The organism is Bacteroides sp. B1-V-101, assembly GCF_023656585.1.
In the GTDB taxonomy this organism is placed as follows: Bacteria; Bacteroidota; Bacteroidia; order Bacteroidales; family Bacteroidaceae; genus Bacteroides; species Bacteroides thetaiotaomicron.
Window position 1 is genome coordinate 32,460 of sequence record NZ_JAMOKH010000031.1, and the last position, 25,747, is coordinate 58,206.

Sequence of the window (25,747 nt, forward strand, 5' to 3'; positions counted from 1 at the left end):
TACTTCTTTCCAAACAAATAACGCCAAGTTACACACAAAAGTTTCTATCACAAAGCTGCGCAAAAAAAGAACCGCCTCCCCCACAGGGAAAGCGGTTCCATACCTTATTTTTATGTCCGGAAAGGAAGAATTACATCATTCCGCCCATGCCGCCCATTCCCGGAGCGCCCATCGGCATTTCTGGTTTATCTTCTTTCTTTTCCACGATCACACATTCTGTAGTCAGGAACATACCTGCGATAGAAGCTGCATTTTCAAGAGCCACACGAGCTACTTTAGCAGGATCTACTACACCGGCAGCATGCAGATTTTCGTAAACATCCGTACGGGCATTATAACCGAAGTCACCTTTACCTTCACGTACTTTCTGAACAACTACCGCACCTTCCTTGCCTGCATTGGCAACAATTTCGCGAAGCGGTTCTTCGATAGCACGTTTGATGATACCGATACCTGTTGTTTCATCCGCATTGTCCCCCTTCATGCCTTCAAGAGAATCGATAGCACGGATGTAAGCAACGCCACCACCCGGAATGATACCTTCTTCGATAGCAGCACGAGTTGCACGCAATGCATCGTCTACACGGTCTTTCTTTTCTTTCATTTCTACTTCAGAAGCAGCACCTACATAGAGAACTGCTACACCACCTGACAATTTAGCCAGACGTTCCTGCAATTTCTCACGGTCGTAATCTGATTTAGTAGCAACGATCTGAGCCTTGATCTGATCGCAACGTTCCTTGATGTTTTCTTTCACACCGGCACCGTTTACGATTGTTGTATAATCTTTAGATACTGTTACCTTGTCAGCAGTACCGAGCATTTCGATTGTAGCCTGTTCCAGTTTCAGACCTTTTTCCTCGCTGATTACCACACCACCTGTCAGGATAGCGATATCTTCCAGCATTTCTTTACGACGGTCGCCGAAGCCCGGAGCCTTCACAGCACAAATCTTCAGCTGAGAACGCAGACGGTTTACTACCAATGTAGTCAACGCTTCGCTATCCACATCTTCTGCGATAACCAACAGAGGACGACCTGTCTGAACAGCCGGTTCGAGGATAGGCAAGAAATCTTTCAGATTAGAAATCTTCTTGTCGTAGATCAGAATGTAAGGTTTCTCCATCTCACATTCCATCTTTTCCGTATTAGTAACGAAATAAGCAGACAGATAACCGCGGTCGAACTGCATACCTTCTACTACACCGATAGTAGTGTCAGTACCTTTAGCTTCTTCGATAGTGATTACACCGTCCTTAGAAACTTTGCGCATAGCGTCAGCAATCAATTTACCGATTACCGGATCATTGTTAGCAGATACAGTAGCAACCTGTTCGATCTTGTCGTAGTTGTCACCTACAGTTTCAGCTTGTGCCTTGATTGATTCTACCACTTTGGCAACAGCCTTGTCAATACCACGTTTGATATCCATCGGGCTTGCACCGGCAGTCACATTCTTCAAACCTTCAGCTACGATAGCCTGAGCCAAAACAGTTGCAGTAGTTGTACCGTCACCTGCATCGTCACCAGTCTTAGAAGCGACTTCTTTCACCAGTTGCGCACCGGTATTTTGGTAAGCGTCTGCCAATTCGATCTCCTTTGCTACTGTCACACCGTCTTTTGTGATGTGCGGAGCACCGAATTTCTTTTCGATGATAACGTTACGTCCTTTCGGGCCAAGAGTTACTTTTACTGCATTTGCCAATGCATCGACACCTTTTTTCAATTGGTCGCGGGCATCGATATTGAATAATATTTCTTTTGCCATAATGATATCTTATTTATTTTAATATGATAAATTTAGAATTTTGAATTAACCCAGGATAGCGAGAACATCGCTCTGACGCATGATAAGGTATTTAGTGCCTTCTACTTCAAGTTCTGTTCCGGCATACTTGCCATAAAGAACTGTATCGCCTACTTTCAATACCATTTCTTCGTCTTTCGTTCCGTGACCAACTGCCACAACTTCACCCTTCAAAGGTTTTTCTTTTGCTGTATCAGGAATAATGATACCACCAATTGTTTTTTCTTCTGCAGGTGCAGGGAGGATAAGCACTCTGTCTGCTAATGGTTTAATGTTCATAGTTCTTTTTTTTGATTTTATTTGTTATACATTATATTCATGATTTGTCCTCTTCTTGAAGAAGACGCTAAATCAGTTGCGAAAAGTATGCCAAAGCAAAATAATGATTGTTTGGCAGAAATTGACTGACAAAATGACTGACAACAGGTTATTAATGGCAAAAAAGCATATTTGTTCCACACTTTTTAAACAATAGAAGCGGATTATTCCTTATAATAACGTATATTCGTAAACGAACCCCAAGATGAACTGTATAGATTATATGAATAAAATAAGTTTTGGCATATCCATCGCTTTTTGCGTACTCTGTTCCTGCACTTCACGTACAGGACAAAAATCTTCTGATAAAACTTTGCAGGTCGATTCGCTGGCACAGGATACAATTGCGAAAACTGTGGCAGAACCCGTCGTCAAAAAGATTACTCCGGAAGAAATTCAAATCACCAAAGAGCTGCTGTATGATAAGTACACGCTGGAAGATACATATCCTTATAAAGATACGACCCGCAGTTTCCAATGGGAGAAAATAAAGGAACAGCTTGCTTTGCTCGAAAATATACAAATACAGCCGTCTCAATGGGCTATCCTCCAGAATTACAAGAACAGAAACGGTGAAGCTCCATTGGTGAAAAACTTCAAAAGAAATGCCTACGGACGGGTAGCGGACACGCTTGGGGTAGAACGATACCAGTCTGTCCCGCTTTATCTGCTGACGGATACGGTAACCCCCGAACGCTACGGGCAGGATGGTGAACTGACGCGTTTCATCGAAGACGGAGAAAACTTTGTCAAAGCAGAACCGATATTTACAGAAGGCGAATGGATGATTCCTAAAAAGTATGTCAAAGTGATCGGAGATACGGTGGTTTTCAATAAAGCCATCTTTGTGGACCGCCATAATCAGAATATTACCGCACTGGAACGCACGGAAAAAGGGAAATGGGTAGTACGCAGTATGAACCCTTCTACTACCGGACTTCACCGACCGCCGTATGCGCAGGAAACCCCTTTAGGAATGTTCGTACTGCAGGAAAAGAAGGTGAAAATGATATTTCTGAAAGACGGCTCGAAAGAGACAGGAGGTTATGCGCCTTACGCCAGCCGCTTCACGGACGGGGCCTACATTCACGGAGTACCTGTCAATGAGCCCCGAAAGACACAGATAGAATATAGCTGGTCACTGGGAACCACTCCCCGATCACATATGTGTGTACGGAACGCAACTTCCCATGCCAAATTTATTTTCGACTGGGCACCTGTTAATGAGACGATTATTTTTGTTTTGGAATAAAAATCCCTATCTTTACCGCGATTTTATTTCAAGCTTAAACCCTATGCTTCAGAAAGTTATATTATTTTTATCATTCCTTTTCATTCCATTCAGCCATGTTTCAGTCGACACAATGGCCGTTCCTGCATCTGACTTTCCGACTCCTGTGTCCGAATTAGCTGCCGGCGAACAGCTCTTTGAAGAAATGGAGTTGGGTGGAATTGTCAATTTCATTGCATTCCGTCAGGCTGTCGCCGGTTACAACCGCATCAAGGAGAAGAGTAAACCGATTCTGACGCTGATTGACTTCTCAAAGCCGTCTACCGAAAAACGTTTTTTTGTCTTCGATATGGAGAAGAAACAACTGCTGTATTCATCAGTAGTCTCACACGGACGAAACAGCGGAGAGAATTATGCCACTTCTTTCTCCAACCAAAACGGCTCTTATAAAAGTTCATTGGGATTTTATCTCACTGAAAACACTTACCAAGGCGGAAACGGCTATTCACTCATCCTAAACGGACTCGAAAAAGGAATCAATGACAAAGCTAAAGAACGTTCCATCGTCGTGCACGGGGCTTCATACGCCAATCCGACAGTAGCCGCCTCGGGACGTTTGGGGAGAAGTCTGGGATGTCCTGCCCTCCCGACAAAACTAGCCAAGCCCATCATTAATACAATTAAAGATGGCAGTGTTATGTTTATCTATGCCAATAATAGCAGCTATCTTGCTCAAAGCGACATCTTAAAAAATGTCAGTGCCCCCATGCCGGCACTCTAAACAGTCTTTATCAGAAAGAGCTGCACGGACTAACCGCACAAAGGAAGAACAACTTTACTTTATCGGCAGGGTAAACCAGAAACAAGAACCTTTCTCCGGTTCACTATCTACGCCAATCTCGCCACCCAGTTGTTCCACAATGCTGCGGCAAATGGAAAGCCCGAGTCCTGTGCCATGTACAAAGGAATTCAGTTTGACGAAACGCTCAAAAATCTCGTTCTGCATTTCCGGCTCAATACCTATGCCTGTATCGGCAACGTAGAAACACAGATGAGCCTCATCAAGCTGATCATAGCCTACCCGTATATTTCCTTCTTCCGTGAATTTAAGCGCATTGTTTACAAAGTTGGAAATAACCTGATGTAAACGATTGCGGTCACTCATGATGCGACATTCATTCCGGCAGATGGCGGTCAAAAAGGATTTCCACGTTCGGTCTGGCCTTCATTCTCATAGCGAGAACAATATCTTCACAAAGCAGATTTACGTCCACTTCACGTTCGGTGAAATCGAACGTTCCCGCCTCAATCTTCGATAAGTCAAGAATATCTGAAATCAATTGTAATAACAGGTCATTGTTTTCTTCCACAATATCCATGTACTGCCGTCTTTCCTCCATGTCCTCCGTATCCACCATCAGGCTGGAAAAACCAACTATGGCATTCAGCGGAGTGCGTATCTCATGACTCATATTGGCAAGGAAAGCAGACTTCAACCGGTCGGATTCTTCGGCTTTCTCTTTTGCCTCTATCAGTTTGGCTTCCGTTTCTTTCAAGGCAGTGATATCGTAGTTGACTCCAATCAATTCCACTTGGCCTTTTTCCGGCTCATAGAGATTCAGCACTACATTGGTACGCACCCAGTTCCATTCATTCTTCGTACCGGGACGCAAAATACGCATCTCACCTTTGAAGGCTTTTGCTTTCCCTTTCTTTGCTTCTTCAAAAAAAGCAAGCATACGGGAACGGTCATCCGGATGCATTTTGGAGTAAACACCGACTACATCGGAAAGAGGTGTATTCTCATCCTCTCCCATATTCTTGAACCATTGCTTGATGGCATAGCCCTGACGATTCAGCAGATTGAGTTTGGCATATCCCACCTTGGCATAATCAGATATAAGAAGAAACAGATTCTCAAAATCAGAAATACGCTTCAAGGCATCAATACGCTCCGTATTATCCATATTAATAAGGATATATCCGGTAAGGTTACCATGATTATCATATAATTTGCGGACTTTTGTATAAAGTTCGATGACACCGGCTTTCAATGGACGATAATACCCCGTGTGGCGGGCACATTCGAACGAATAACGGGCACGAAAATCCGTAATACTGCTCTTGCGTATACTCTCAAGTATCTGGGCATCCACATTCGGGTTTTCAAAGAAATTGAGTCCGATCACCTCTGACTTATCTGAAATTCCCAGAATATCCATATCCCTCTCGTTCAAATCCACCAGATTCCCCTCTTTATCGTAAATCTCCACCCCAGCAGGAATATTGGCAAAGATGTTTTTGAAGAGTCTTTCACTGCGTGCCAAAGCTGCTTGTTCGAAGATTACTTTCTCTTTCGCTCTGCGTAGTTCAAGGCAAATACTGATTACATTGGCCAAAGAAGACAGCCAGCGATAATCTTCGTCCGACCATGAAGCGGAACCATCTACCAAATCTACTCCCATAAATCCGTAGACATGATCATTGACTACCAATGGAGTCGCCATCAAAGCCTTGATTCCCTGACGGGACAGCACCTCATATTCACCCTGCCCCATTCCAGGCATCGGCTTTAATGTTTCAAATAAAATAGGCTTCTTGCCCAATATCTGTGATGTCCACCACGGCATGAAGTCTACCGGAATTTCCTGCAATTTATTTATTTCCGCTTTTACTCCTTCCGCTACAACTTCATAGGTACAGTTATAAAAATGATTTTCTTCGTCCGTCTCGAAAATATAGGCACGTCCCGCCCGATAAAAAGCCAGAATATCTTTTAATATCTCATAAATTCCTGTCTCGACTTCTTCATCTTTCAGAAAACGGGACAAAGACCGTGAAATTGAGTTCTGATAATAAAGCAAATCGTTGATACGGTGTGAGATGGTTTCCGTTTTTTCATGTTCCACCTTCTCGACAGATTCCTGTTCAAAGTCTGCCGCATGTTCAGCCACATATTTCCATAAGGGGGCGGCGTTGAGTGACTGCATGATCTCATTGTTTTCCAGCAGTTGTTTCACTTCTTCAAAAGTCAGCAGATGTACAGACAAATCTTCGGTATCTTCCAGATGTTGATGATCTATCGGTTCGACATCCGTAGCAAGGAAGCAATGGGTCAGGTTGGTATGCGTACTCGGATTGGCAGATATCACCATGTATTCCTGCCAGTTTCCTTTTCCATATCCGGTCTCTTCCCACAGTTCGCGCTGAGCGGAAACTAATGGGGAAGCATCCTCTTTATCACAAACTCCGGCACAGAGTTCGTAAGAGGTACGTCCCAATCCAGGACGATACTGACGGACAAATACAAATTTGCCGTCTTTGGTTATTGCTATCGTGTTTACCCAATCGGGATATTCAAGAATATAATATTCAGGGATGTGGTTTCCATTAGGCAATAGCATATCTTCGCAGCGTACTGTCAACCACGGGCGGCGAAACAGATATTTGCTACTTACTGTTTTCCAGGCCTTCTCTTTCTCTTCCATCATTATTTGGTTTGCTTGCGGCAAAAGTAATGATTTTAGCCGGATAACTATCGCTCTATACAAACAAATATCTGTTTTTTACTCGCAAGTGATCTCTATTGTCTGTACCTGCTCGAGGTACTTCTTTGTAGCACTAACCAGCGAACTCCCCATATAATACCAAAACATCAGGCTGATGATGATCATCAATGCACCGATCATCGCAAAACGACTTCTTTGTTCCAACATACTGCTACTCATATCTCTTCTCCTCTCTTATTTTATGTTTCACAAAGATAACACCGAAATGCTACAAAAAATTGACAAGAATGTTTCAAAAACCTTAAATATTGAATTTATTTAACCAACCGGAGGGAAATACTCTCCTGCATACAGGCTGTTTTATCCTTCCGGAAATATTAATGTAACAATCTGCTACATTCAATTTAACGATTATTAGTTTATCCGCAAACTAGTTACTATCTTTGCACCCACTAACAACCCTTTTAATTACTATATGGCTTTTACTAATAATATTATGATTGTCCGGCATAAATTGCTGGCTGATCTCGTCAGACTCTGGAAAAACGACCAGTTAGTAGAAAAAATTGACCGTCTCCCTATTGAGTTGAGTCCGCGCAAATCAAAACCGCTGGGGCGTTGCTGCGTACATAAAGAACGTGCTGTATGGAGATACAAGACCTTCCCGCTGATGGGACTGGATATGACGGACGAACACGACGAAGTAACTCCTCTCTCCGAATATGCACGGATGGCATTGAACCGCCCGGAACCAAGTAAGGAAAATATCATGTGTGTCATTGACGAAGCCTGTTCTTCCTGCGTACAGATTAATTATGAAATCACCAATCTTTGCCGGGGATGTGTGGCACGCAGCTGCTATATGAATTGCCCTAAGGATGCAATACGTTTCAAGAAAAACGGTCAGGCAATGATTGATCATGATACTTGCGTCAGTTGCGGTATCTGCCATAAGAGTTGTCCTTATCACGCGATTGTATATATCCCCGTTCCTTGCGAAGAATCCTGTCCGGTGAAAGCTATCAGCAAAGATGAGCATGGCGTGGAACATATTGACGAAAGCAAGTGCATCTACTGTGGAAAATGTATGAATGCCTGCCCGTTCGGTGCTATCTTTGAGATTTCACAAACCTTTGATGTACTGCAACACATCAAGAAAGGAGAAAAATTGGTAGCCATCATCGCTCCGTCCATCCTCGGACAGTTCAAGACTTCTATCGAACAGGTATACGGCGCCTTTAAAGAAATAGGATTCACCGACATTATCGAAGTAGCCGAAGGAGCCATGATGACCACCAGCAATGAGGCACACGAACTGCTGGAAAAACTGGAAGAAGGTCAGAAATTCATGACTACTTCCTGCTGTCCTTCTTACATTGAACTGGTAGAAAAGCACATGACGGAAATGAAACCGTATGTTTCTACCACAGGATCACCGATGTATTATGCGGCACGAATCGCCAAAGAGAAACATCCGGATGCGAAGATCGTATTTGTCGGTCCATGCGTAGCCAAACGAAAAGAGGTACGCCGTGACGATGCTGTAGACTATATCCTGACATTCGAGGAAGTAGGTTCTATCTTGGATGGAATGGACATTCAGCTGGAACAGGTGAATTCTTTCTCTATACTGCATACTTCCGTCCGCGAAGCACATGGTTTTGCACAAGCCGGTGGTGTGATGGGAGCCGTAAAAGCATATCTGAGAGAAGAAGCGGACAAGATCAATGCTATCCAAGTGTCGGATATCAACAAAAAAAATATAGCCTTGCTGCGTGCCTGTGCCAAAACAGGAAAAGCAGCGGGACAGTTTATCGAAGTGATGGCTTGCGAAGGTGGCTGTATCACCGGACCGAGTACGCACAACGACATTGTTTCAGGACGTCGTCAATTAGCACAAGAGCTGCTCAAGCGGAAAGAAAGCTATGAGACAATGGATAGATAAACTGCGAGAAGAAAGGACACTCCGACCGGAAGAATTCCGGCAACTGCTGACCGAATGTGACGGAGAATCATTGCGCTATATCAATAAACAGGCGCAAGAAGTCAGTCTCCGTCATTTCGGAAACCGGATTTTTATTCGCGGACTGATTGAAGTCAGTAACTGTTGCCGAAATAACTGCCATTACTGCGGTATCCGGAAAGGGAATCCGAATCTGGAACGTTATCGGTTATCCACAGAAAATATACTGAATTGCTGCAAACAAGGGTATGGACTCGGCTTCCGTACCTTTGTGCTGCAAGGAGGAGAAGACCCCGCACTGACAGAGGAACGGATAGAGGATATAGTCTCAACGATTCGCCGGAGTTATCCCGATTGCGCCATAACACTGTCACTCGGTGAAAAGTCGCGGGAAGCATACGAGCGTTTCTTTCAGGCAGGTGCCAACCGCTATCTGCTGCGTCATGAGACTTATGACAAAGAACATTATCAACAACTGCACCCTGCCGGTATGTCATGCGAGCATCGTCTGCAATGCTTACGGGATTTAAAGGAGATCGGCTATCAGACAGGCACCGGAATCATGGTCGGCAGTCCGGGACAGACCATAGAACACTTGATTCAGGATATTCTGTTTATCGAACAGCTTCGTCCCGAAATGATTGGTATCGGTCCCTTCCTGCCTCATCGCGAAACGCCTTTTGCCCAGTCTCCCAGCGGAACCGTGGAACAGACGCTCCTTTTATTATCCATCTTCCGTCTGATGCATCCGTCAGCGCTGATTCCGGCAACTACGGCACTGGCTACTCTCACTCCCGATGGACGGGAACAGGGAATACTGGCAGGCGCCAATGTAGTCATGCCCAATTTGTCGCCACAGGAAGAACGAAAAAAGTACAATCTGTATAATAACAAAGCCTCCCTCGGAGCAGAATCTGCGGAAGGACTTAACATATTGCAACAGCAGCTGGAAAAGATCGGTTATCAAATCTCCTTCTCCAGAGGCGATTACAAACAATAAAGAAATGTATAAAGTAGATTCACCCCAAGCAGAAGAATTCATTCATCATGAAGAGATTCTGGAAACTCTTGAATATGCACGGAGTCACAAAGACAACCGCACATTCATAGAACAGCTGATCGAGAAAGCCGCTCTTTGCAAGGGACTGACGCACCGCGAAGCAGCTACCCTGCTGGAATGTGACCAACCTGACCTGATAGAACGAATCTTCCATCTCGCCAAAGAAATCAAACAGAAGTTTTACGGCAACCGTATCGTTATGTTCGCACCGCTTTATCTGTCGAACTATTGCGTAAACGGATGCGTATATTGCCCTTATCACGCCAAGAACAAAACAATCGCCCGCAAGAAACTGACGCAGGAAGAAATACGCAAGGAAGTAATCGCTTTGCAGGATATGGGGCATAAACGTCTGGCACTTGAAGCCGGCGAACATCCGACTCTCAACTCACTGGAATATATACTGGAATCCATCCGGACCATTTATAGTATCAGACACAAGAATGGGGCTATCCGCCGTGTAAACGTAAATATCGCCGCCACTACCGTCGAGAACTATCGCCGATTGAAAGATGCCGGCATCGGCACGTATATCCTATTTCAGGAAACTTATCACAAAGAGAACTACGAAGCTCTCCACCCCACCGGACCGAAAAGTAACTATGCGTATCATACCGAAGCAATGGACCGCGCCATGGAAGGCGGCATAGACGATGTAGGAATGGGAGTACTTTTCGGACTGAATACCTATCGCTATGACTTCGTAGGATTATTGATGCATGCAGAACATCTGGAAGCCCGTTTCGGTGTGGGTCCGCACACTATCAGCGTACCGCGCATCTGTTCGGCGGACGATATCGATGCGGGAGATTTTCCCAATGCGATTTCCGATGATATATTCAGCAAGATTGTTGCTGTCATCCGGATAGCGGTTCCTTACACCGGCATGATTATATCCACACGTGAATCACAGGAGTCCCGCGAAAAAGTGCTTGAACTCGGTATCTCACAAATCAGCGGCGGCTCCCGCACCAGCGTAGGCGGCTATGCGGAAACGGAACTTCCGGAAGATAACTCCGCACAATTTGATGTAAGCGACACCCGGACACTGGACGAAGTGGTCAACTGGCTGCTCGAATCAGGATATATCCCCAGCTTCTGCACCGCTTGCTATCGGGAAGGACGCACCGGGGACCGATTTATGTCCTTAGTCAAATCAGGACAGATAGCCAACTGCTGCGGCCCCAATGCATTAATGACTCTGAAAGAATACCTCGAAGATTATGCATCGGAAGACACCCGAATCAAAGGTATGAAGCTGATAGCCAAAGAGACCGACCGGATTCCGAATCCCAAAATCAGAGAAATAGCCATCCGGAACTTAAAAGATATTTCGGAAGGAAAAAGAGATTTCAGATTTTAAGGGGCAAGGTGCCCCTGCCAAGTTTCCATGCGGATAATTAACGTTACAACAATTGCTTGATTTATGAATTTAGTCCACACCCCCAATGCCAACCGGCTCCACATCGCCCTCTTCGGAAAGCGTAACAGTGGAAAATCCTCCCTGATCAATGCACTGACCGGACAGGATACCGCTCTTGTTTCCGATACTCCCGGAACAACGACCGACCCCGTGCAAAAAGCAATGGAAATTCACGGTATCGGTCCTTGTCTGTTCATTGATACTCCGGGATTTGACGATGAAGGTGAGTTAGGAAACAGGCGTATCGAACGCACATGGAAAGCCGTAGAGAAAACCGATATCGCCCTTCTGCTTTGCGCAGGTGGTAGCTCTGCAGAGGAAACCGGAGAACCGGACTTTACCGAAGAACTTCATTGGCTGGAACAACTCAAGGCAAAAAACATCCCGACCATTCTGCTTATCAACAAGGCAGATATACGGAAGAACACCGCATCCCTTGCCATCCGGATAAAGGAGACTTTTGGAAGCCAGCCGATTCCTGTCAGTGCCAAAGAGAAGACAGGCATCGAACTGATACGACAAGCCATTCTGGAAAAGTTGCCGGAAGATTTCGATCAGCAAAGTATTGCTGGCAACCTGGTAACGGAAGGAGATCTTGTCCTACTGGTCATGCCACAAGATATTCAAGCCCCCAAAGGGAGGCTTATTTTGCCACAAGTGCAGACAATGCGGGAATTGCTCGACAAGAAATGTCTGATCATGAGCTGCACCACAGATAAGTTACGGGAAACGTTGCAAGCCCTCTCCCGCCCTCCTAAACTGATTATTACGGACTCACAAGTCTTTAAAACAGTCTACGAGCAAAAGCCTGAAGAAAGCAGACTGACCTCTTTTTCTGTTCTTTTTGCAGGTTATAAAGGAGATATCCGGTACTATGTGAAAAGTGCCTCAGCCATCGGAAGCCTGACAGAATCTTCCCGTGTACTGATAGCCGAAGCCTGCACACACGCCCCTCTATCCGAAGACATCGGGAGAGTAAAACTTCCGCATCTGTTAAGAAAGCGGATTGGAGAAAAGTTATCGATAGATATCGTGGCGGGAACTGATTTCCCGCAGGACCTCACTCCTTATTCTTTGGTAATCCATTGCGGCGCTTGTATGTTCAACCGCAAATATGTGCTGAACCGCATCGAAAGAGCAAGGTTACAAAATGTACCGATGACAAATTACGGAGTAGCTATCGCTTTCCTTAACGGGATACTTAATCAAATAGAATATTAAAATAAAAAGAACAGAACCTTGCAGACTTCAAGCATTTGTCTTATATTAGTCACGCAATCAAATATTTATTAACTTTAGACATAAACAAATGAAAAAGAGAACTATGGCTTTGGCCATCTTTCTGGCAACCGGTGTTACTATGCAAGCACAAGACCGACTGACACAGTACAAAGTCCGGAATGCCATCAGCGTTCGTACCCCCATTATGAACGACAGCATCAATCCTAAAGGAGAAAAACACACCAAAAAGATGTTACTCCAAACCCCGGTCGTACTACATTTGCCGGATGCACCGATGCAGTCGCTCACTGCGGACACAGCGGGGTATCTCAGCTTCGAGAAAGCAGATAAAGACAATAAACTTTATCTGGTTAAGACTCAGATTCGTGCAGAACGTTTCCTGAAAGGGAAGTTGAAAATCACCTCCCCCGTCCGCTGGGAAGTCTTCATTGACGGAGCCTCCAAGCAAGTAAAGGATGCGGCAGAAGACAGCATCACCTCCGGCTCATCACGTGACATCGCTCTCAGCCTTGAACCGGAGCGGGATTACGAGATAATCATCAAACTGCTTTCTGCTTCCGACGACAAAGCGGCACCAACACTGAAATGCGAACTGATCAAAGACGAGAAATTCAAGGATACCGCCTGCAATCTAGATCCGGAAGCAAAGAAGCGTTTTTCTCTAGACAATACAGTTTATGGCAACCGTGCCATCGCTGTTTCCATCTCTCCCAGCGGAAAGTATCTGCTGACCCGTTATTGGGATAACCACGCCGCCAAACGCTCACGCACTTATTGCGAACTGACGGAACTAAAGAGCGGAAAAGTACTCCTGACCAATCTCAGAGACGGCATGAGCTGGATGCCCAAAAGTGATAAGTTATACTACACGGTAACCGCCCTGACAGGAAATGATGTAATCACCCTCGACCCTGCCACACTCCGCGAAGAAACGATTTTGCAAAGTATTCCCGAACAGAGTTTCAGATGGTCGCCCAACGAAGATTTTCTGATTTACTATCCCCGCGAAGAAGGAGTCAAAGAAAATGGTCCTCTCCGCCGCATCGTAAGTCCTGCAGACCGTATTCCCAATTCCCGCGGACGGAGTTTCCTTGCGAAATACAACCTAGCCGACGGTGTCTCCGAGCGCCTGACTTATGGCAACCACAGCACATATCTGCAAGATATTTCTCCGGACGGAAAATACATGTTATACAGTACATCCAAAGAAAACATCACTCAACGTCCGTTCTCTCTGTCCTCACTTTATCAGGTAAATTTGGAAACGTTGAAAGTGGATACCCTTTTCTATGAAGACCGCTTTATCGGAGGTGCGGGCTACTCTCCTGACGGCAAGCAGCTATTGCTGACCGGCAGCCCCGAAGCGTTCGGTGGCATCGGAAAGAATTGTGGCAATCACCCTATTGCCAATGATTTCGATACTCAGGCCTTTATTATGGATCTGAGTACCCGCAAGATACAACCGATTACCAAAGACTTTAATCCGACAGTCAGCCCTCTGCAATGGAATCATGGCGATGGGTGCATCTATTTCAATACGGACGATGGCGATTGCAAAAACATCTATCGTTATTCTCCGAAGGATGGAAAATTTGAGAAGCTGAACCTTGAAACGGATGTTACCAGCGCTTTCGCTCTGTCCGAATACAATCCGGGCATCGCAGCTTACATCGGTCAATCGGACTACAATGCCGGAGTAGCCTATCTCTATGACATGAAGAAAAAAACTTCCAGCCTGCTTGCCGATCCGATGAAACCGATTCTGGAGAAAATAGAATTAGGCAAAACAGAGCCGTGGAACTTTACCGCTTCCGACGGAACTGTCATCACTGGCAAGATGTGCCTGCCTCCGAATTTCGATCCGAACAAGAAATATCCGATGATCGTATATTACTATGGCGGTACGACTCCGACTACCCGCGGAATCAGTAATCCGTATTGCGCACAATTATTCGCTTCACGTGACTATGTGGTCTACGTCATCCAGCCTAGCGGAACGATTGGCTTCGGACAGGAATTCTCCGCCCGCCACGTCAATGCGTGGGGCAAACGTACGGCAGATGACATCATCGAAGGTACGAAGCAGTTCTGCAAAGAGCATCCGTTTGTGGATGAAAAGAAAATCGGTTGCCTCGGTGCTTCTTATGGCGGATTCATGACGCAGTATTTACAGACGCAGACGGATATTTTCGCCGCTGCCGTGTCGCACGCCGGAATCAGTGACGTGACCAGCTACTGGGGGGAAGGTTACTGGGGATATTCCTACAATGCCATCGCCGCAGCCGACAGTTACCCGTGGAAGGACCCGGACTTGTTCACCAAACAAGGCTCCCTGTTCAACGCCGACAAGATAAACACTCCGTTATTGCTGCTACACGGTACGGTAGATACCAATGTGCCTATCGGTGAAAGTATCCAGCTTTTCAACGCGTTGAAGATACTTGGCAAGACTGTAGAGTTCGTGACCGTAGACGGAGAAAACCATTTCATCTCCGATTATGACAAGCGAATCAAATGGCATAATTCCATCATGGCATGGTTTGCCCGTTGGCTACAGGATCAGCCGGAATGGTGGAAGGAAATGTATCCGGAACGCCATTTATAATTCATGATAAATACGTATCCCCGGTCGTACACAAGAGTAATTCTTGAATATACGACCGGGGATACTTCTACTTTGCAATCTCATCTATTTTAATTCTACCTCGATAGCTGCCGGATAAAGCCGTTGCGGATCGAAGAACACCGCACAACTATTAACCATATTCTTCAAATCAGCTTTTACTTTTCCTTCGAAAACCTTTTTGCCATTCACCGTCAGAGTCACCTTTTCAGTTAAATCGACCAGCTCGTCGCAGAGATAAATGACCACTTTCCCTTTATGCGCCTGCGCATATTTCTTCGCAAACTTCATCTCTATTCCCCATCGTTGATCCTTCTCCGTGGCTTCATAAACAACATCATCGACCTTCAATGAAATATGATTTCCCGAAATACTCATTTCATAATAAGTACGCGACTTCCCCTCTTCACTGGATCTTTCCTTCACATACAGATTATAAAATCCTTTCCGGTAGAGTCCGTCCATTTCAAAATTCTCCCAGCTTACATATTTGGGATAAGGATTACGGACATATTGCTTCAGCCAGGGAGTCGTCGGACGATAATCAATACTATGCCCCATTCCGGGAATCAGTTCTATCTTGTGAGTGAAATAGCCGGGATGCTGATGCGCCAAACTATCGAATGCTTCCCGTACATATCCGGTCAGTGTATTCCGGTAAAATCCGGTATCCTTATCTCCTGTCCGCAAAGAAAAAGCAATATTACTACAATTCTCCGCAGGAGCATTCTTTAAAGGTTCACCTCCTGCCATCGGTCCCGCAGCAGCCCAATAATCAGCATAAAATGAGGCCAGACGCTGACTGCCATATCCGCCTTCCGAGATTCCGAAAACATACACTCTGTTGGGATCAATCTTTCCCAAGAGCAAGGACTGTCGGAGCAATTTCTCCCAGGCAAACTGTTTAGCTTTCTGCCACCAACGATAGTACTCTCCTTCGTTCGGAATCTGTGGAATAAAGTAAACAGAAGGAGCATCATCAAAATTCCGGCAAATTTTCAACCCGGTACTCCATTCCCGCTCTTTGGGTCCCGAGCCATGCAGATAGAGAAATAATGGAAGTTCATTTCCTGTTCCATCTGTCCCTTTCATTCCCCAGTAATAGGGCATCACTGCATTTGGTTCCAAACTATCAGGAAGTTTCCAGTAGCCGGAAGAAGCGGATGAGAGTGTATCCAAAGCTATTAATTTTTCTTCTTTAAAACCATCATTTACCTCTTTCCACAACTGCCATACGACATCACGATAGTGTTCTACCTCTGACAGTTTCAACGGTTTTCCTGCGTCAAAAGAGGTTGTCTTACCGGAAAGAGATTCAGAAAAGAACGTAACAATCTCTTTTCTTGTCTGTGCCTTCACCGACTTCTTCAGGGAGTTCTCATTGGTTTCGAGTTCATGAGCAGTCGAGGAAGCAATACTGGCAGCACAGATTATGCCTAGAAAAAGTGTGTTTCTTATTGTTTTCATATTACTTTGGGGGTTGTTGTTTTTCATATATTTGCTATCAATTCAATGTATGCACAAAGATAGAAATTACTGTCCGGCTCTCCTTATTTTTTCAGTCTAATATAAAACAAAGATCTAAAGTTTTTAATTAAGAAATGGAATTAAGCCTTCCGAAAATATGAGTCCAAGAAGCAATTGTTATATGAAATTACCATTTCATTCTATATATTTTCCGATAGTCTATTTTCATTCGAAGCCACATTTTTTTTATCTTTACAAAAATTAAAACAGCCTTTATTAAACACGGATTCTGTTTATAATAAACTTATTGCACGTTTATTATAAACGGTATCCAAGTTTATTAAAAACGATATTCGTCCCTTTTTAAGTACGAGACGAAATGTAGCAGGCATAATTAACGACAAAATGGGGCAATAATCATCTGATCATTGCCCCATTCCAAATTCTTCTGATACTTATAAGTAACAGTATAAAGGTGATATCTATGTATCTATTTTTCTTATTATATTCATTTTATTTATGCCTTTTCTTTTCCCAAAGATACAACATAAAAAATCATTTGTCAAGTACTTCACCGGAAAAGCGGATATTCTTACTCTATACCCCGCTTTTAGTTGCGCAAAGCAGCTATCAGTTCTTCCACCGAAACAAGATTCTGTTCGCCGGTTTCCATATTCTTCAGCATTGCTTTGCCTTCATTCATTTCGTTCTCTCCTACGATAGCTACGAACGGAATACTCTTGGCATTGGCATAGCTCATCTGCTTCTTCATCTTTGCCGCATCCGGGAAGATTTCCGCACGGATACCTGCCGCACGAACTTTTGCCAGCATACTCATAGAGAAAGCAGCTTCTTTATCACCAAAGTTTACGAACATCAATTCCGTACCGTTCACTGCTTCCTTCGGATAAAGTTCCAGTTGATTCAATACATCGAAGATACGGTCTGCACCAAAAGAAATGCCGACTCCCGACACACCGGCCATACCGAATACTCCTGTCAGGTTGTCATAGCGACCACCACCGGTGATACTGCCGATCTGCACGTCCAGCGCTTTCACTTCGAAGATAGCACCGGTATAATAATTCAATCCGCGAGCCAGCGTCAAGTCAAGTTCGATCTCATTTTTCAAGCCCATTGTTTCCAGTGTGCCCAGAATAAATTCGCTTTCTTCCACTCCTTTCATGCCTGTTTCACTGGCTGCCAGCACGCTCTTTAGTGTAGCCAGCTTTTCAGTATTGGTTCCGCTCAGCAGAATGATCGGCTGCAATTTGGCAATCGCCTCATCACTGATCCCTTTCTCTTTCAGTTCCGCATTGACGTTCTCCAGACCAATCTTATCCAGCTTATCAATAGCCACTGTGATATCTACAATCTTATCCGCTTCACCGATAATCTCAGCGATACCGGAAAGAATCTTGCGGTTATTGATCTTAATGCACACACGGATGTTGAAACGGCTGAATACTGTATCGACAATCTGCATCAGTTCTACTTCATTCAGCAGTGAATCGCTGCCGACAACATCAGCGTCGCATTGATAGAACTCACGGTAACGTCCTTTCTGCGGACGGTCTGCACGCCATACCGGCTGTATCTGATAACGCTTGAACGGAAAAGTTATTTCATCGCGGTGCATCACCACGTAACGGGCAAAAGGCACTGTCAAGTCATAGCGCAAACCTTTCTCACAGAATTTGCTTGCCAGCTTAACAGCATTACGATTCAATAACTCTTCATCCGTGATGCCGGAAAAATAATCTCCGGAGTTCTGAATCTTAAATAGAAGTTTGTCACCCTCATCGCCATATTTCCCCATCAGTGTAGAAAGCATCTCCATCGACGGAGTTTCTATCTGCTGGAAACCATACAGATGATATACGTCACGAATCGTATTGAATATATAATTACGCTTCGCCATTTCTACCGGCGAAAAGTCACGAGTTCCTTTAGGAATACTTGGTTTTGCTGCCATGATATAATTACTGTTTAGTATTTTAATTGCGCAAATTTACTGCAAATTTCCGAGCAACGCTTGCATATATCTAAAAAAAACATCAATAAAAAAAGAACGCCTCCATAGTCTTTGAAAACGATGGAGGCGTCAAAACGATTAATCTTTTCTCTTAGTCTCTTCTGCCCATAGCAATCATAATGTAATAGATCAGCGTAGCCAATGAACCCAGTGCAGCAACTACATAGGTGTATGCAGCAGAGCGAAGAGCGTCTTCGGCTTGCGTATGATTGTATGAATTAGTAATGCCGGATGAACTCAGCCACACAAGCGCACGCTTACTTGCATTGATTTCCACCGGCAAGGTGATAAAGCTGAACAAAGTGGTGGTAGCAAACAGAATGATACCAATCCACAACAATTGCGGGAATGAGTTGAACAGCAGAATACCGCCCAGCAATACCCAAGTCATGATAGAGGACGAAAAATTCACTACCGGCACCAAGGCGCTGCGCATTTTCAACGGAGCATACATACGTGCGTGCTGAACAGCGTGTCCACATTCGTGTGCCGCTACGGCAGCCGCCATGATACTATTACTTTCATATACACCTTCACTCAGATTCACTGTTTTGTTAGCAGGATTGTAGTGGTCGGTCAGCTGACCGGGTGTATGAGTTACTTGTACATCGTAAATTCCATTGTCGTGCAGCATCTTCAGAGCTACGTCGCGTCCTGTCATACCGTTTCCTGTCGGAATTTTGGAATACTTCTTGAATTTGTTCTGCAAATTCATCTGTACCAACCAACTTGCTACGGCAATACCAATAAATAATACCCAATAAGACATCATATACTTTTCATTTTAATTATTACTCTATATTTCTATAAACAAATTGTTTGCCAAAAATAAAGGGAAACTACGTATGTAACGATAGTTTCCCTATGCTTTTATGAAGAATTAGCTAAAAATTAGTCAATTGTAAGTTCTACAACGTAATCAATATCTTTTGGTATCTCTGCAAGCTCCAGCAACACGCCTTCTTTATTTTTATTGAAGCGGACAGGTGTGCCGTTCTTAAACAGTACTGCTTTCTTCACCTTCTTATCTGCCAAAGGCAGGAACAGGGCTTTATCCTGCAAATTCAGAATGTGCACATACAGCTTGTTTCCTTTCTGCGTCGTCACTCCCCAGTCATGCGGAGCAACCGCACCGCCACGGGTTCCATAAATCGTTTCACCATATTGATTCATCCACTCTCCCATTTCTTTCAACCGCTGTACGGCTACTTCCGGAAGCTCTCCGTCGGGCTGAGGGCCGATATTCATCAACAGGTTTGCATTCTTTCCGGCTGCCTTTACCAGATAATGAATCAGCGTCTTCGTTGATTTATAATTTTGATCCGTAATCTTATATCCCCACATACCATTCATCGTTTCGCAGGTTTCCAAAGGCAGGTGACTTACACTTTGTCCGGAAAGTCCTGCGGTATTTTCTCCGGGCAGGTCACGTTCGAATATCTGAATATCTTCACCGGCAAAAGGAGTCTGATGATGATTATTTCCTATCAGGCAGCCCGGCTGTAGTTTATGGATCATGGCATATTGTTCCGGCAACTCCCAGTTAAAGCCGGGATTTCCATCCTGATCCCACCATCCGTCGAACCAAATGGCTCCTACCGGACCATAATTAGTCAGCAGTTCCGTCAGCTGATTGTTCATGAACTGATAATAGCTTTTCCAGTCTCCTTTCGGATTCGGACGTCCTGTACCCCGTCCTGTACGACCCCAAGGATAATCTTCCCGCGTCCAGTCAAGATGAGAGTAGTAGAAATGGAGTTTGATTCCCTGTTTGCTGCAGGCTGCTGCCAGCTCCTTGATGATATCCCGCTTAAAGGGAGTTGCCTTCACGATATTGAAGTCCGAATATTGGGTATCGAACATGGAGAAGCCGTCATGATGGCGGGAAGTCAGGCAGATATATTTAGCTCCCGACGCTTTGATGGCAGCCACCCACTTATCCGCATCAAACTTGGAGGGATAGAAGCCGCCTGCCAGTTTGGCATACTCTTTATAATTCAGATTATTATTTGTCATAGTCCACTCACCGGTGGCAAGCATGGCATACAGTCCCCAATGAAGGAAAATACCGAATTTATTATCCTGAAATTCTTCACGGGCTTTGAGGTTTTCTTCACCAGGCTGGTAAGAAGACTGTGCGTGGAGCCGGGAGGAGATTCCCAGACTCATACCTATTAAAAATAGGAAAGTAATGAAATGTGTTTTCATAATGCGTTATAGTTAATATTGGGGGTAAAGAAAAAACAAAAAGGCGGAGTAATTTCCATTTCTCCGCCTCTCATTAAGTTATAGAACAAAGGAGACCAAAAGCAATAGTATCATCAATTCCCCTCCTTCCAGGAGGAGACTTAAGATACTACCGGACTTTTTAGTCAGCCCCATTTCTTATTCTTCAGTATAACGTTCGATTGTCTGCGCTCTGTCCGGTCCGACAGATACAATCTTAATTTCCACACCAAGTTGTTCTTCCAGGAAAGTCAGATAAGCATTGAATTCTTCCGGGAATTCATCTTCGCTCTGCATCTTTGTCATATCTGTCTTCCAGCCCGGCAGTTCTGCATATACAGGTTCCACACCTTCAGTGATGTCATATGGGAAATAATCAATTTCCTCGCCATCTACCTTATAAGCAACACAAGCCTTGATGGTATCGAATGTATCGAGCACGTCGCTCTTCATCATGATCAGTTTGGTAACACCGTTTATCATAACGGAATATTTCAGAGCTACCAGGTCAATCCATCCGCAACGACGTTTACGTCCTGTTACAGAACCGAATTCATGTCCCAGTGTGCACATCTTGTCACCAGTCTCGTCGAACAGTTCTGTCGGGAACGGACCGGCACCTACACGAGTACAGTATGCCTTGAAGATACCGAACACCTCGCCGATACGGTTCGGAGCTACTCCCAGACCGGTGCAGGCACCTGCACAAACCGTATTGGAAGATGTAACAAACGGATACGAACCGAAATCGATATCAAGCATCGTTCCCTGAGCACCTTCGCAAAGAACGCTCTTGCCGTCTTTCAGATAGTTGTTAACCTCATGCTCACTGTCTACAAAATGGAACTGTTTCAGATATTCGATACCTTCCATCCATGCTTTTTCCAGTTCTGTGAGGTCATATTCGTAGTTCAGACTTTTCAGGATTTGTTCGTGACGAGCTTTCGCCGCACCGTATTTCTGTTCGAAGTTATGAAGGATATCACCTACACGAACACCGTTACGGCTAACTTTATCCGTATAAGTAGGGCCAATGCCTTTACCGGTTGTTCCTACTTTCGCATCTCCCTTGGCTGCTTCGTAAGCGGCGTCCAGTATGCGGTGTGTCGGAAGGATGAGATGAGCTTTCTTAGAAATATGCAAACGCTCTTTCAATGGGTGTCCCGATGCTTCGAGTGCCTCGGCTTCCGCTTTGAACAATGCCGGATCGAGCACTACACCGTTACCGATAATATTTACCTTATCTCCCTGAAAAATACCGGAAGGAATAGAACGAAGTACATACTTCTGTCCTTCGAACTCAAGTGTATGACCGGCATTCGGACCGCCCTGGAAACGAGCGACCACATCGTACTTAGGTGTTAATACGTCGACTACTTTACCTTTACCTTCGTCGCCCCATTGTAATCCTAATAGAACATCTACTTTCATTTTTCTTTTTTATTGTTGTTACTGACTTTTTTCCGTTTATTAGCTCTGTCGCACTTGCTGCACAATCCATATATATATAAGGAGTAATGCGAAAGTTGAAAGCGGCTTAATTTTGTATTTTCGATGGCATGCTGCAATTCCTCGTTCTGAAACTCGGTCACTTTGCCGCATTGAGTACATATCTGATGATGATGTGTCTCGCGATTGTATGATTTTTCGTATTGGGAGGAAGTGCCGAACTGATGCTTGATGATCAGCCGCGCATTGATAAGCAGAATAATAGTATTATAAAGAGTTGCCCGGCTCACCCGGAAATTCTCCTGATCCATCATTCTGGAATAGAGCATATCGATATCGAAATGTCCGTCGATGGAATAGATAGTTTCGAGTATGGCGTAACGTTCGGGAGTCTTACGATGCCCGTTCGCCGTGAGATATTCTGTGAATATCTGCCTTACTGTATCTTTCACATTTTGAGTTTCCATCATCAGCACAAAATTAGCGCGAACAAAGTTAAGCCTTTTTTGTGGAAAGCAAAAGAATTTCTGAGAATAAGTAATAAGTATTAAGTAATAAGTATTAGGTATTAACCGTAGCTACTTAGATTCCATGCGGCGGATATCCGCATGGTAATACTTAATACTTATTACTTAATACTTATCACTAGCTTCTTCTTTTACCATATTATAGAGCATCTGCTCCGCTTCCACTGTGGAATCTGCCATTCCTTCAACCATCCGGCATACACGGAAAGCATGTTCTTCGTTATGCTGCATATACTTACGGATAGCCAGAAGAGCTGCATTCCGCACATGATAGCTTTCTGAATGAACAGCGCAAAGTGCCTGGTCGAGCAATTCGCCGGAGGCTCTTTCTGTCATATCTCCCTTTTTCATCAAAAGACGGGCAGCCGTCAGGAAACCGCATGTCTGCACATATTCCTGTTCATCAGCCATCCAATGAAAAGATTTAGCAGGAGCATATGGCAAATGCTGGAAAAGATTCATACAGGTCAGTTCCGCAATCTCTATGTTACGGATACTTTCTACCCAGATATCAGCTATCTCGGGATAAAAGGTATCTACAGGCTGCAACATGGCTGCCATGATTTTGCATTCGCGAATGTCTTCTTTCCACAATGCCTGCGCCAGGTCATGGTTCTTTTCATACCCTTCGACAATCATCTTTATGCGGGGGATTTCGACTCCGAAATTGAGTTTGTATACCAATCCCTTCTCACGCATACTTTGGGACACAGCCCCGTTCATAGAGAGACGGAGCTGTGTTTTGATATCTTTCAGTTGTTCTTTTATATCCATTTTCAATATTAATTATTTACGGAAGGCAACGGAGAATAATCTTTGCTGTAACGCAACATTTGTTCTACATAGTCTTCGTCATAAGACACGGTAACATCCGTGATATTTCCATCCTTGTCAGTCACCAGTTCATAGACCGGATTTACAAAACCTTTGTAAGGAGCCAGATTCAGCTTCTTATAGCGTGCCAACACTTCGGCATGCAAAGCAGGATCAACCTTCACGGCATAATTTTCAACCAATGTACGGGCACCTTCAAAATCACCGGTCGATTTGATTCGCTGAATTTCAGCCAGCAGTTCACCGAACAACTGACGGACTTTCTCATAATCATTGACTACGACATAGGTCTTTCCGTCCTTCTTCACCATTTCGACCACTTTGTCGGGAGCTCCTTTTTCAAATACCCAGCGGGCAATCAACTGACGGTTGCGCATATGAGCTTCTTCGATATTATTTCCCGGTTCGATACGTACAAGTTGTGTCATCAGACCATTCATCAGGAAAGTATAATATTCAGCTTTATAAGCCTCTGCATCCGGAACAAGTTTCAGTTCTACCAGTTTCGGGTCAGCCACGTAGTACAATCCGAACAAGTCGGCACGTGCTTCTTCAATAGTAGAACCATACGCTTTCAAAGCGTCAGGGTCTACTCCCGGAAGCAATTTACCAGAACCATGTCCCAGACATTCGTGCAAGTCTGTATGAAGTTCACCTGTCAAGTCGCCATATTGGTCGATCCGCTGTCTCTCTTCGTTATTGCAGACAAACTCTTCATTGAACCCGTTACCGTGGGCAGCTTTATTATAAGCATCTGTGATATTGCCGATAGTAACTGACTTGGAGCCGTGATGGGCACGAATCCAGTTAGCGTTCGGAAGATTGATACCGATGGCAGTTGCAGGATACAAGTCACCGGCAAGAATAGCGGCAGTGATCACCTTGGCAGATACCCCTTTTACCTTTTCCTTTTTGAAAGATTTATCAACCGGCGAATGATCTTCGAACCATTGCGCATTGCTGCTGATAATCTCTGTACGGTGTGTAGCATCCAAGTCTTTGAAGTTGACCAGTGATTCCCAGCTGGCTTTCACTCCCAGCGGGTCGCCGTAGCTTTCTGTAAAGCCATTCACAAAGTCAATTCTTGAATCAAGGTCTTTCACCCAAAGGATAGCATATTCATCGAAGTCTTTCAGGCTGCCTGTTTCGTAGAATTGAATCAGTTTGCTGATCACAGCTTTCTGTGCATCATTTTCGGCAACCGTTTCCGCTTTCTTCAACCAGTACACAATCTTTTCAATCGCCTGAGTATAAAGTCCGCCTACCTTCCAGACTTTTTCCTGTATTTTTCCATCTTCTTTCACCAATCGGCTGTTGAGTCCGTAAGAAACCGGAGTTTCATCTTTCGGGTCTTTCATTGCTCCGTAGAAGCTTTCCGCTTCCTGCTGAGTGACTCCGTCGTAATAATTGCAGGCAGAAGTCAGCACCAAGTCTTCACCGTCCGCCTGATTTACACGCTTTGCCAGGATAGCCGGATCGAACATAACCGGGAAGAGCTCATCACAGAGTTGTTCGGCAGTCTGTCCTTCTGATAACGGAAGTAATTGGGCGTCTGTTCCGAGCACTGCCTGTTTCAAGAAGTCCTGCGAGAAACCGGGCACAAACTTTTCCATGCCGTAATGATGATGAATACCATTGGAGAACCATACCCGTTTGAGGTACACTTCCATATTTTTGAAGTCGGGAGCCGACTTGTCTCCCTTATAATTGGTGTAAACGGCTTCGAGCATCCGGCGGATTCTCAGGTTATATTTTCCGTTCTGATCAAACAGGATGTCGCGTCCTTCCAGCGCAGCCTGAGTCAGGTAATAAACCAGTTCTTTCTGTTTCAGCGTCAAGGTTTCGAATTCGGGAACCTTGTACCGCAATATTTGTAAGTCTGCAAATTGTTCCACTGTATAATCAAATTTATCTGCCTCGGCAGTTGTTGTTTTGGCCCCACCGCAAGATGCAAAGATCGTAGCGGTAACTGCCATCGAAATAAAATGTTTTTTCATAATTACTGATATTGATTAATTAAATAAGAAAAGGAA

Annotated in this window: 18 protein-coding genes and 1 pseudogene; 7 read left to right on the forward strand and 12 right to left on the reverse strand. The window is 44.6% G+C overall.

The genetic code is table 11. From position 1 onward, the window contains the following. Window positions 1-130: 130 nt before the first annotated feature. Together groL and NBH01_RS19360 are read right to left on the reverse strand one after the other, a co-directional pair. On the reverse strand, window positions 131-1,768 hold the full coding sequence (groL, locus tag NBH01_RS19355) for a chaperonin GroEL (RefSeq protein ID WP_008763228.1): 1,638 nt from the start codon (window positions 1,766-1,768) through the stop codon (window positions 131-133). Window positions 1,769-1,813: 45 nt separating this feature from the next. Continuing rightward, window positions 1,814-2,086: a co-chaperone GroES gene (locus NBH01_RS19360; RefSeq protein ID WP_010539043.1), complete on the reverse strand. Its 273-nt coding sequence runs from the start codon at window positions 2,084-2,086 to the stop codon at window positions 1,814-1,816. Between the two features lie 244 nt (window positions 2,087-2,330). Here NBH01_RS19360 and NBH01_RS19365 point away from each other — a divergent pair, with 244 nt between their 5' ends. Together NBH01_RS19365 and NBH01_RS19370 are read left to right on the forward strand one after the other, a co-directional pair. Then, window positions 2,331-3,377, forward strand: coding sequence for a L,D-transpeptidase (locus NBH01_RS19365; protein ID WP_074858975.1), 1,047 nt, complete (start codon window positions 2,331-2,333; stop codon window positions 3,375-3,377). 43 nt (window positions 3,378-3,420) lie between these two features. Further along, window positions 3,421-4,137 carry a murein L,D-transpeptidase catalytic domain family protein gene (locus tag NBH01_RS19370; RefSeq protein WP_016266914.1) on the forward strand — a complete coding sequence of 239 codons (717 nt, stop codon included), beginning with the start codon at window positions 3,421-3,423 and terminating at the stop codon, window positions 4,135-4,137. 54 nt (window positions 4,138-4,191) lie between these two features. Here the strand turns inward: NBH01_RS19370 and NBH01_RS19375 are convergent. Together NBH01_RS19375 and NBH01_RS19380 are read right to left on the reverse strand one after the other, a co-directional pair. Beyond that, window positions 4,192-6,847 (reverse strand): annotated as a pseudogene (locus NBH01_RS19375) (ATP-binding protein). Window positions 6,848-6,922: 75 nt separating this feature from the next. Next, complete coding sequence (locus NBH01_RS19380; RefSeq protein ID WP_008763224.1) at window positions 6,923-7,084, reverse strand: hypothetical protein; 162 nt, start codon at window positions 7,082-7,084, stop codon at window positions 6,923-6,925. Window positions 7,085-7,340: 256 nt separating this feature from the next. On the opposite strand from NBH01_RS19380, the gene NBH01_RS19385 reads away from it, so the two are divergent. From NBH01_RS19385 to NBH01_RS19405, 5 genes are all read left to right on the forward strand, one after another. Next, window positions 7,341-8,810 (forward strand): 4Fe-4S dicluster domain-containing protein, encoded by a 1,470-nt coding sequence (locus NBH01_RS19385; RefSeq protein WP_022470310.1) that lies wholly within the window; start codon window positions 7,341-7,343, stop codon window positions 8,808-8,810. Further along, entirely contained in the window at window positions 8,791-9,828 is a 1,038-nt protein-coding gene (gene hydE, locus NBH01_RS19390) for a [FeFe] hydrogenase H-cluster radical SAM maturase HydE (RefSeq protein ID WP_118337494.1), read from the forward strand. The genes NBH01_RS19385 and hydE overlap by 20 nt, the downstream gene beginning before the upstream one ends. Before the next feature lie 4 nt (window positions 9,829-9,832). Next, window positions 9,833-11,251: a [FeFe] hydrogenase H-cluster radical SAM maturase HydG gene (gene hydG, locus NBH01_RS19395; protein ID WP_118337495.1), complete on the forward strand. Its 1,419-nt coding sequence runs from the start codon at window positions 9,833-9,835 to the stop codon at window positions 11,249-11,251. Between the two features lie 63 nt (window positions 11,252-11,314). Beyond that, a complete protein-coding gene (gene hydF / locus NBH01_RS19400) occupies window positions 11,315-12,532 on the forward strand; it encodes a [FeFe] hydrogenase H-cluster maturation GTPase HydF (RefSeq protein ID WP_118337496.1) in 1,218 nt (405 codons plus the stop codon). 88 nt (window positions 12,533-12,620) lie between these two features. Next, a complete protein-coding gene (locus NBH01_RS19405; RefSeq protein WP_225658544.1) occupies window positions 12,621-15,158 on the forward strand; it encodes a S9 family peptidase in 2,538 nt (845 codons plus the stop codon). Between the two features lie 84 nt (window positions 15,159-15,242). On the opposite strand, the gene NBH01_RS19410 is transcribed toward NBH01_RS19405, so the two are convergent. The 8 genes from NBH01_RS19410 to NBH01_RS19445 form a co-directional block, all read right to left on the reverse strand. Then, window positions 15,243-16,643 carry a carboxylesterase family protein gene (locus NBH01_RS19410; protein ID WP_225679040.1) on the reverse strand — a complete coding sequence of 467 codons (1,401 nt, stop codon included), beginning with the start codon at window positions 16,641-16,643 and terminating at the stop codon, window positions 15,243-15,245. Between the two features lie 610 nt (window positions 16,644-17,253). Next, complete coding sequence (hisS, locus tag NBH01_RS19415) at window positions 17,254-18,618, reverse strand: histidine--tRNA ligase (RefSeq protein ID WP_225658546.1); 1,365 nt, start codon at window positions 18,616-18,618, stop codon at window positions 17,254-17,256. 151 nt (window positions 18,619-18,769) lie between these two features. Beyond that, entirely contained in the window at window positions 18,770-19,450 is a 681-nt protein-coding gene (locus tag NBH01_RS19420; protein ID WP_008763217.1) for a zinc metallopeptidase, read from the reverse strand. A gap of 119 nt (window positions 19,451-19,569) precedes the next feature. Next, the gene (locus NBH01_RS19425) at window positions 19,570-20,886 is read right to left on the reverse strand and encodes an alpha-L-fucosidase (protein WP_118337500.1); all 1,317 of its coding nucleotides are present in this window, start codon (window positions 20,884-20,886) and stop codon (window positions 19,570-19,572) included. A gap of 177 nt (window positions 20,887-21,063) precedes the next feature. Beyond that, entirely contained in the window at window positions 21,064-22,335 is a 1,272-nt protein-coding gene (locus NBH01_RS19430) for an adenylosuccinate synthase (protein WP_008763215.1), read from the reverse strand. Continuing rightward, window positions 22,332-22,820, reverse strand: a complete 489-nt coding sequence (locus NBH01_RS19435) for a Fur family transcriptional regulator (RefSeq protein ID WP_008767710.1) — start codon at window positions 22,818-22,820, stop codon at window positions 22,332-22,334. The genes NBH01_RS19430 and NBH01_RS19435 overlap by 4 nt, the downstream gene beginning before the upstream one ends. Before the next feature lie 165 nt (window positions 22,821-22,985). Further along, window positions 22,986-23,654 (reverse strand): DNA alkylation repair protein, encoded by a 669-nt coding sequence (locus tag NBH01_RS19440; RefSeq protein ID WP_113748890.1) that lies wholly within the window; start codon window positions 23,652-23,654, stop codon window positions 22,986-22,988. An 8-nt stretch (window positions 23,655-23,662) separates the two neighbouring features. Continuing rightward, entirely contained in the window at window positions 23,663-25,711 is a 2,049-nt protein-coding gene (locus NBH01_RS19445; protein WP_182426946.1) for a dipeptidyl-peptidase 3 family protein, read from the reverse strand. Window positions 25,712-25,747 lie beyond the last annotated feature (36 nt).

Bases quoted from the DNA above. Each gene is read 5' to 3' on its own strand.
- hydG (WP_118337495.1), top strand. From the start codon at position 9,833: ATGTATAAAGTAGATTCACCCCAAGCAGAAGAATTCATTCATCATGAA.
- NBH01_RS19440 (WP_113748890.1), bottom strand. From the start codon at position 23,654: ATGGATATAAAAGAACAACTGAAAGATATCAAAACACAGCTCCGTCTC.
- NBH01_RS19430 (WP_008763215.1), bottom strand. From the start codon at position 22,335: ATGAAAGTAGATGTTCTATTAGGATTACAATGGGGCGACGAAGGTAAA.
- NBH01_RS19360 (WP_010539043.1), bottom strand. From the start codon at position 2,086: ATGAACATTAAACCATTAGCAGACAGAGTGCTTATCCTCCCTGCACCT.
- NBH01_RS19380 (WP_008763224.1), bottom strand. From the start codon at position 7,084: ATGAGTAGCAGTATGTTGGAACAAAGAAGTCGTTTTGCGATGATCGGT.
- hydE (WP_118337494.1), top strand. From the start codon at position 8,791: ATGAGACAATGGATAGATAAACTGCGAGAAGAAAGGACACTCCGACCG.
- NBH01_RS19435 (WP_008767710.1), bottom strand. From the start codon at position 22,820: ATGGAAACTCAAAATGTGAAAGATACAGTAAGGCAGATATTCACAGAA.
- NBH01_RS19445 (WP_182426946.1), bottom strand. From the start codon at position 25,711: ATGAAAAAACATTTTATTTCGATGGCAGTTACCGCTACGATCTTTGCA.
- NBH01_RS19370 (WP_016266914.1), top strand. From the start codon at position 3,421: ATGCTTCAGAAAGTTATATTATTTTTATCATTCCTTTTCATTCCATTC.
- hisS (WP_225658546.1), bottom strand. From the start codon at position 18,618: ATGGCAGCAAAACCAAGTATTCCTAAAGGAACTCGTGACTTTTCGCCG.
- NBH01_RS19405 (WP_225658544.1), top strand. From the start codon at position 12,621: ATGAAAAAGAGAACTATGGCTTTGGCCATCTTTCTGGCAACCGGTGTT.
- NBH01_RS19365 (WP_074858975.1), top strand. From the start codon at position 2,331: ATGAACTGTATAGATTATATGAATAAAATAAGTTTTGGCATATCCATC.
- NBH01_RS19385 (WP_022470310.1), top strand. From the start codon at position 7,341: ATGGCTTTTACTAATAATATTATGATTGTCCGGCATAAATTGCTGGCT.
- NBH01_RS19425 (WP_118337500.1), bottom strand. From the start codon at position 20,886: ATGAAAACACATTTCATTACTTTCCTATTTTTAATAGGTATGAGTCTG.
- groL (WP_008763228.1), bottom strand. From the start codon at position 1,768: ATGGCAAAAGAAATATTATTCAATATCGATGCCCGCGACCAATTGAAA.
- hydF (WP_118337496.1), top strand. From the start codon at position 11,315: ATGAATTTAGTCCACACCCCCAATGCCAACCGGCTCCACATCGCCCTC.
- NBH01_RS19410 (WP_225679040.1), bottom strand. From the start codon at position 16,643: ATGAAAACAATAAGAAACACACTTTTTCTAGGCATAATCTGTGCTGCC.
- NBH01_RS19420 (WP_008763217.1), bottom strand. From the start codon at position 19,450: ATGATGTCTTATTGGGTATTATTTATTGGTATTGCCGTAGCAAGTTGG.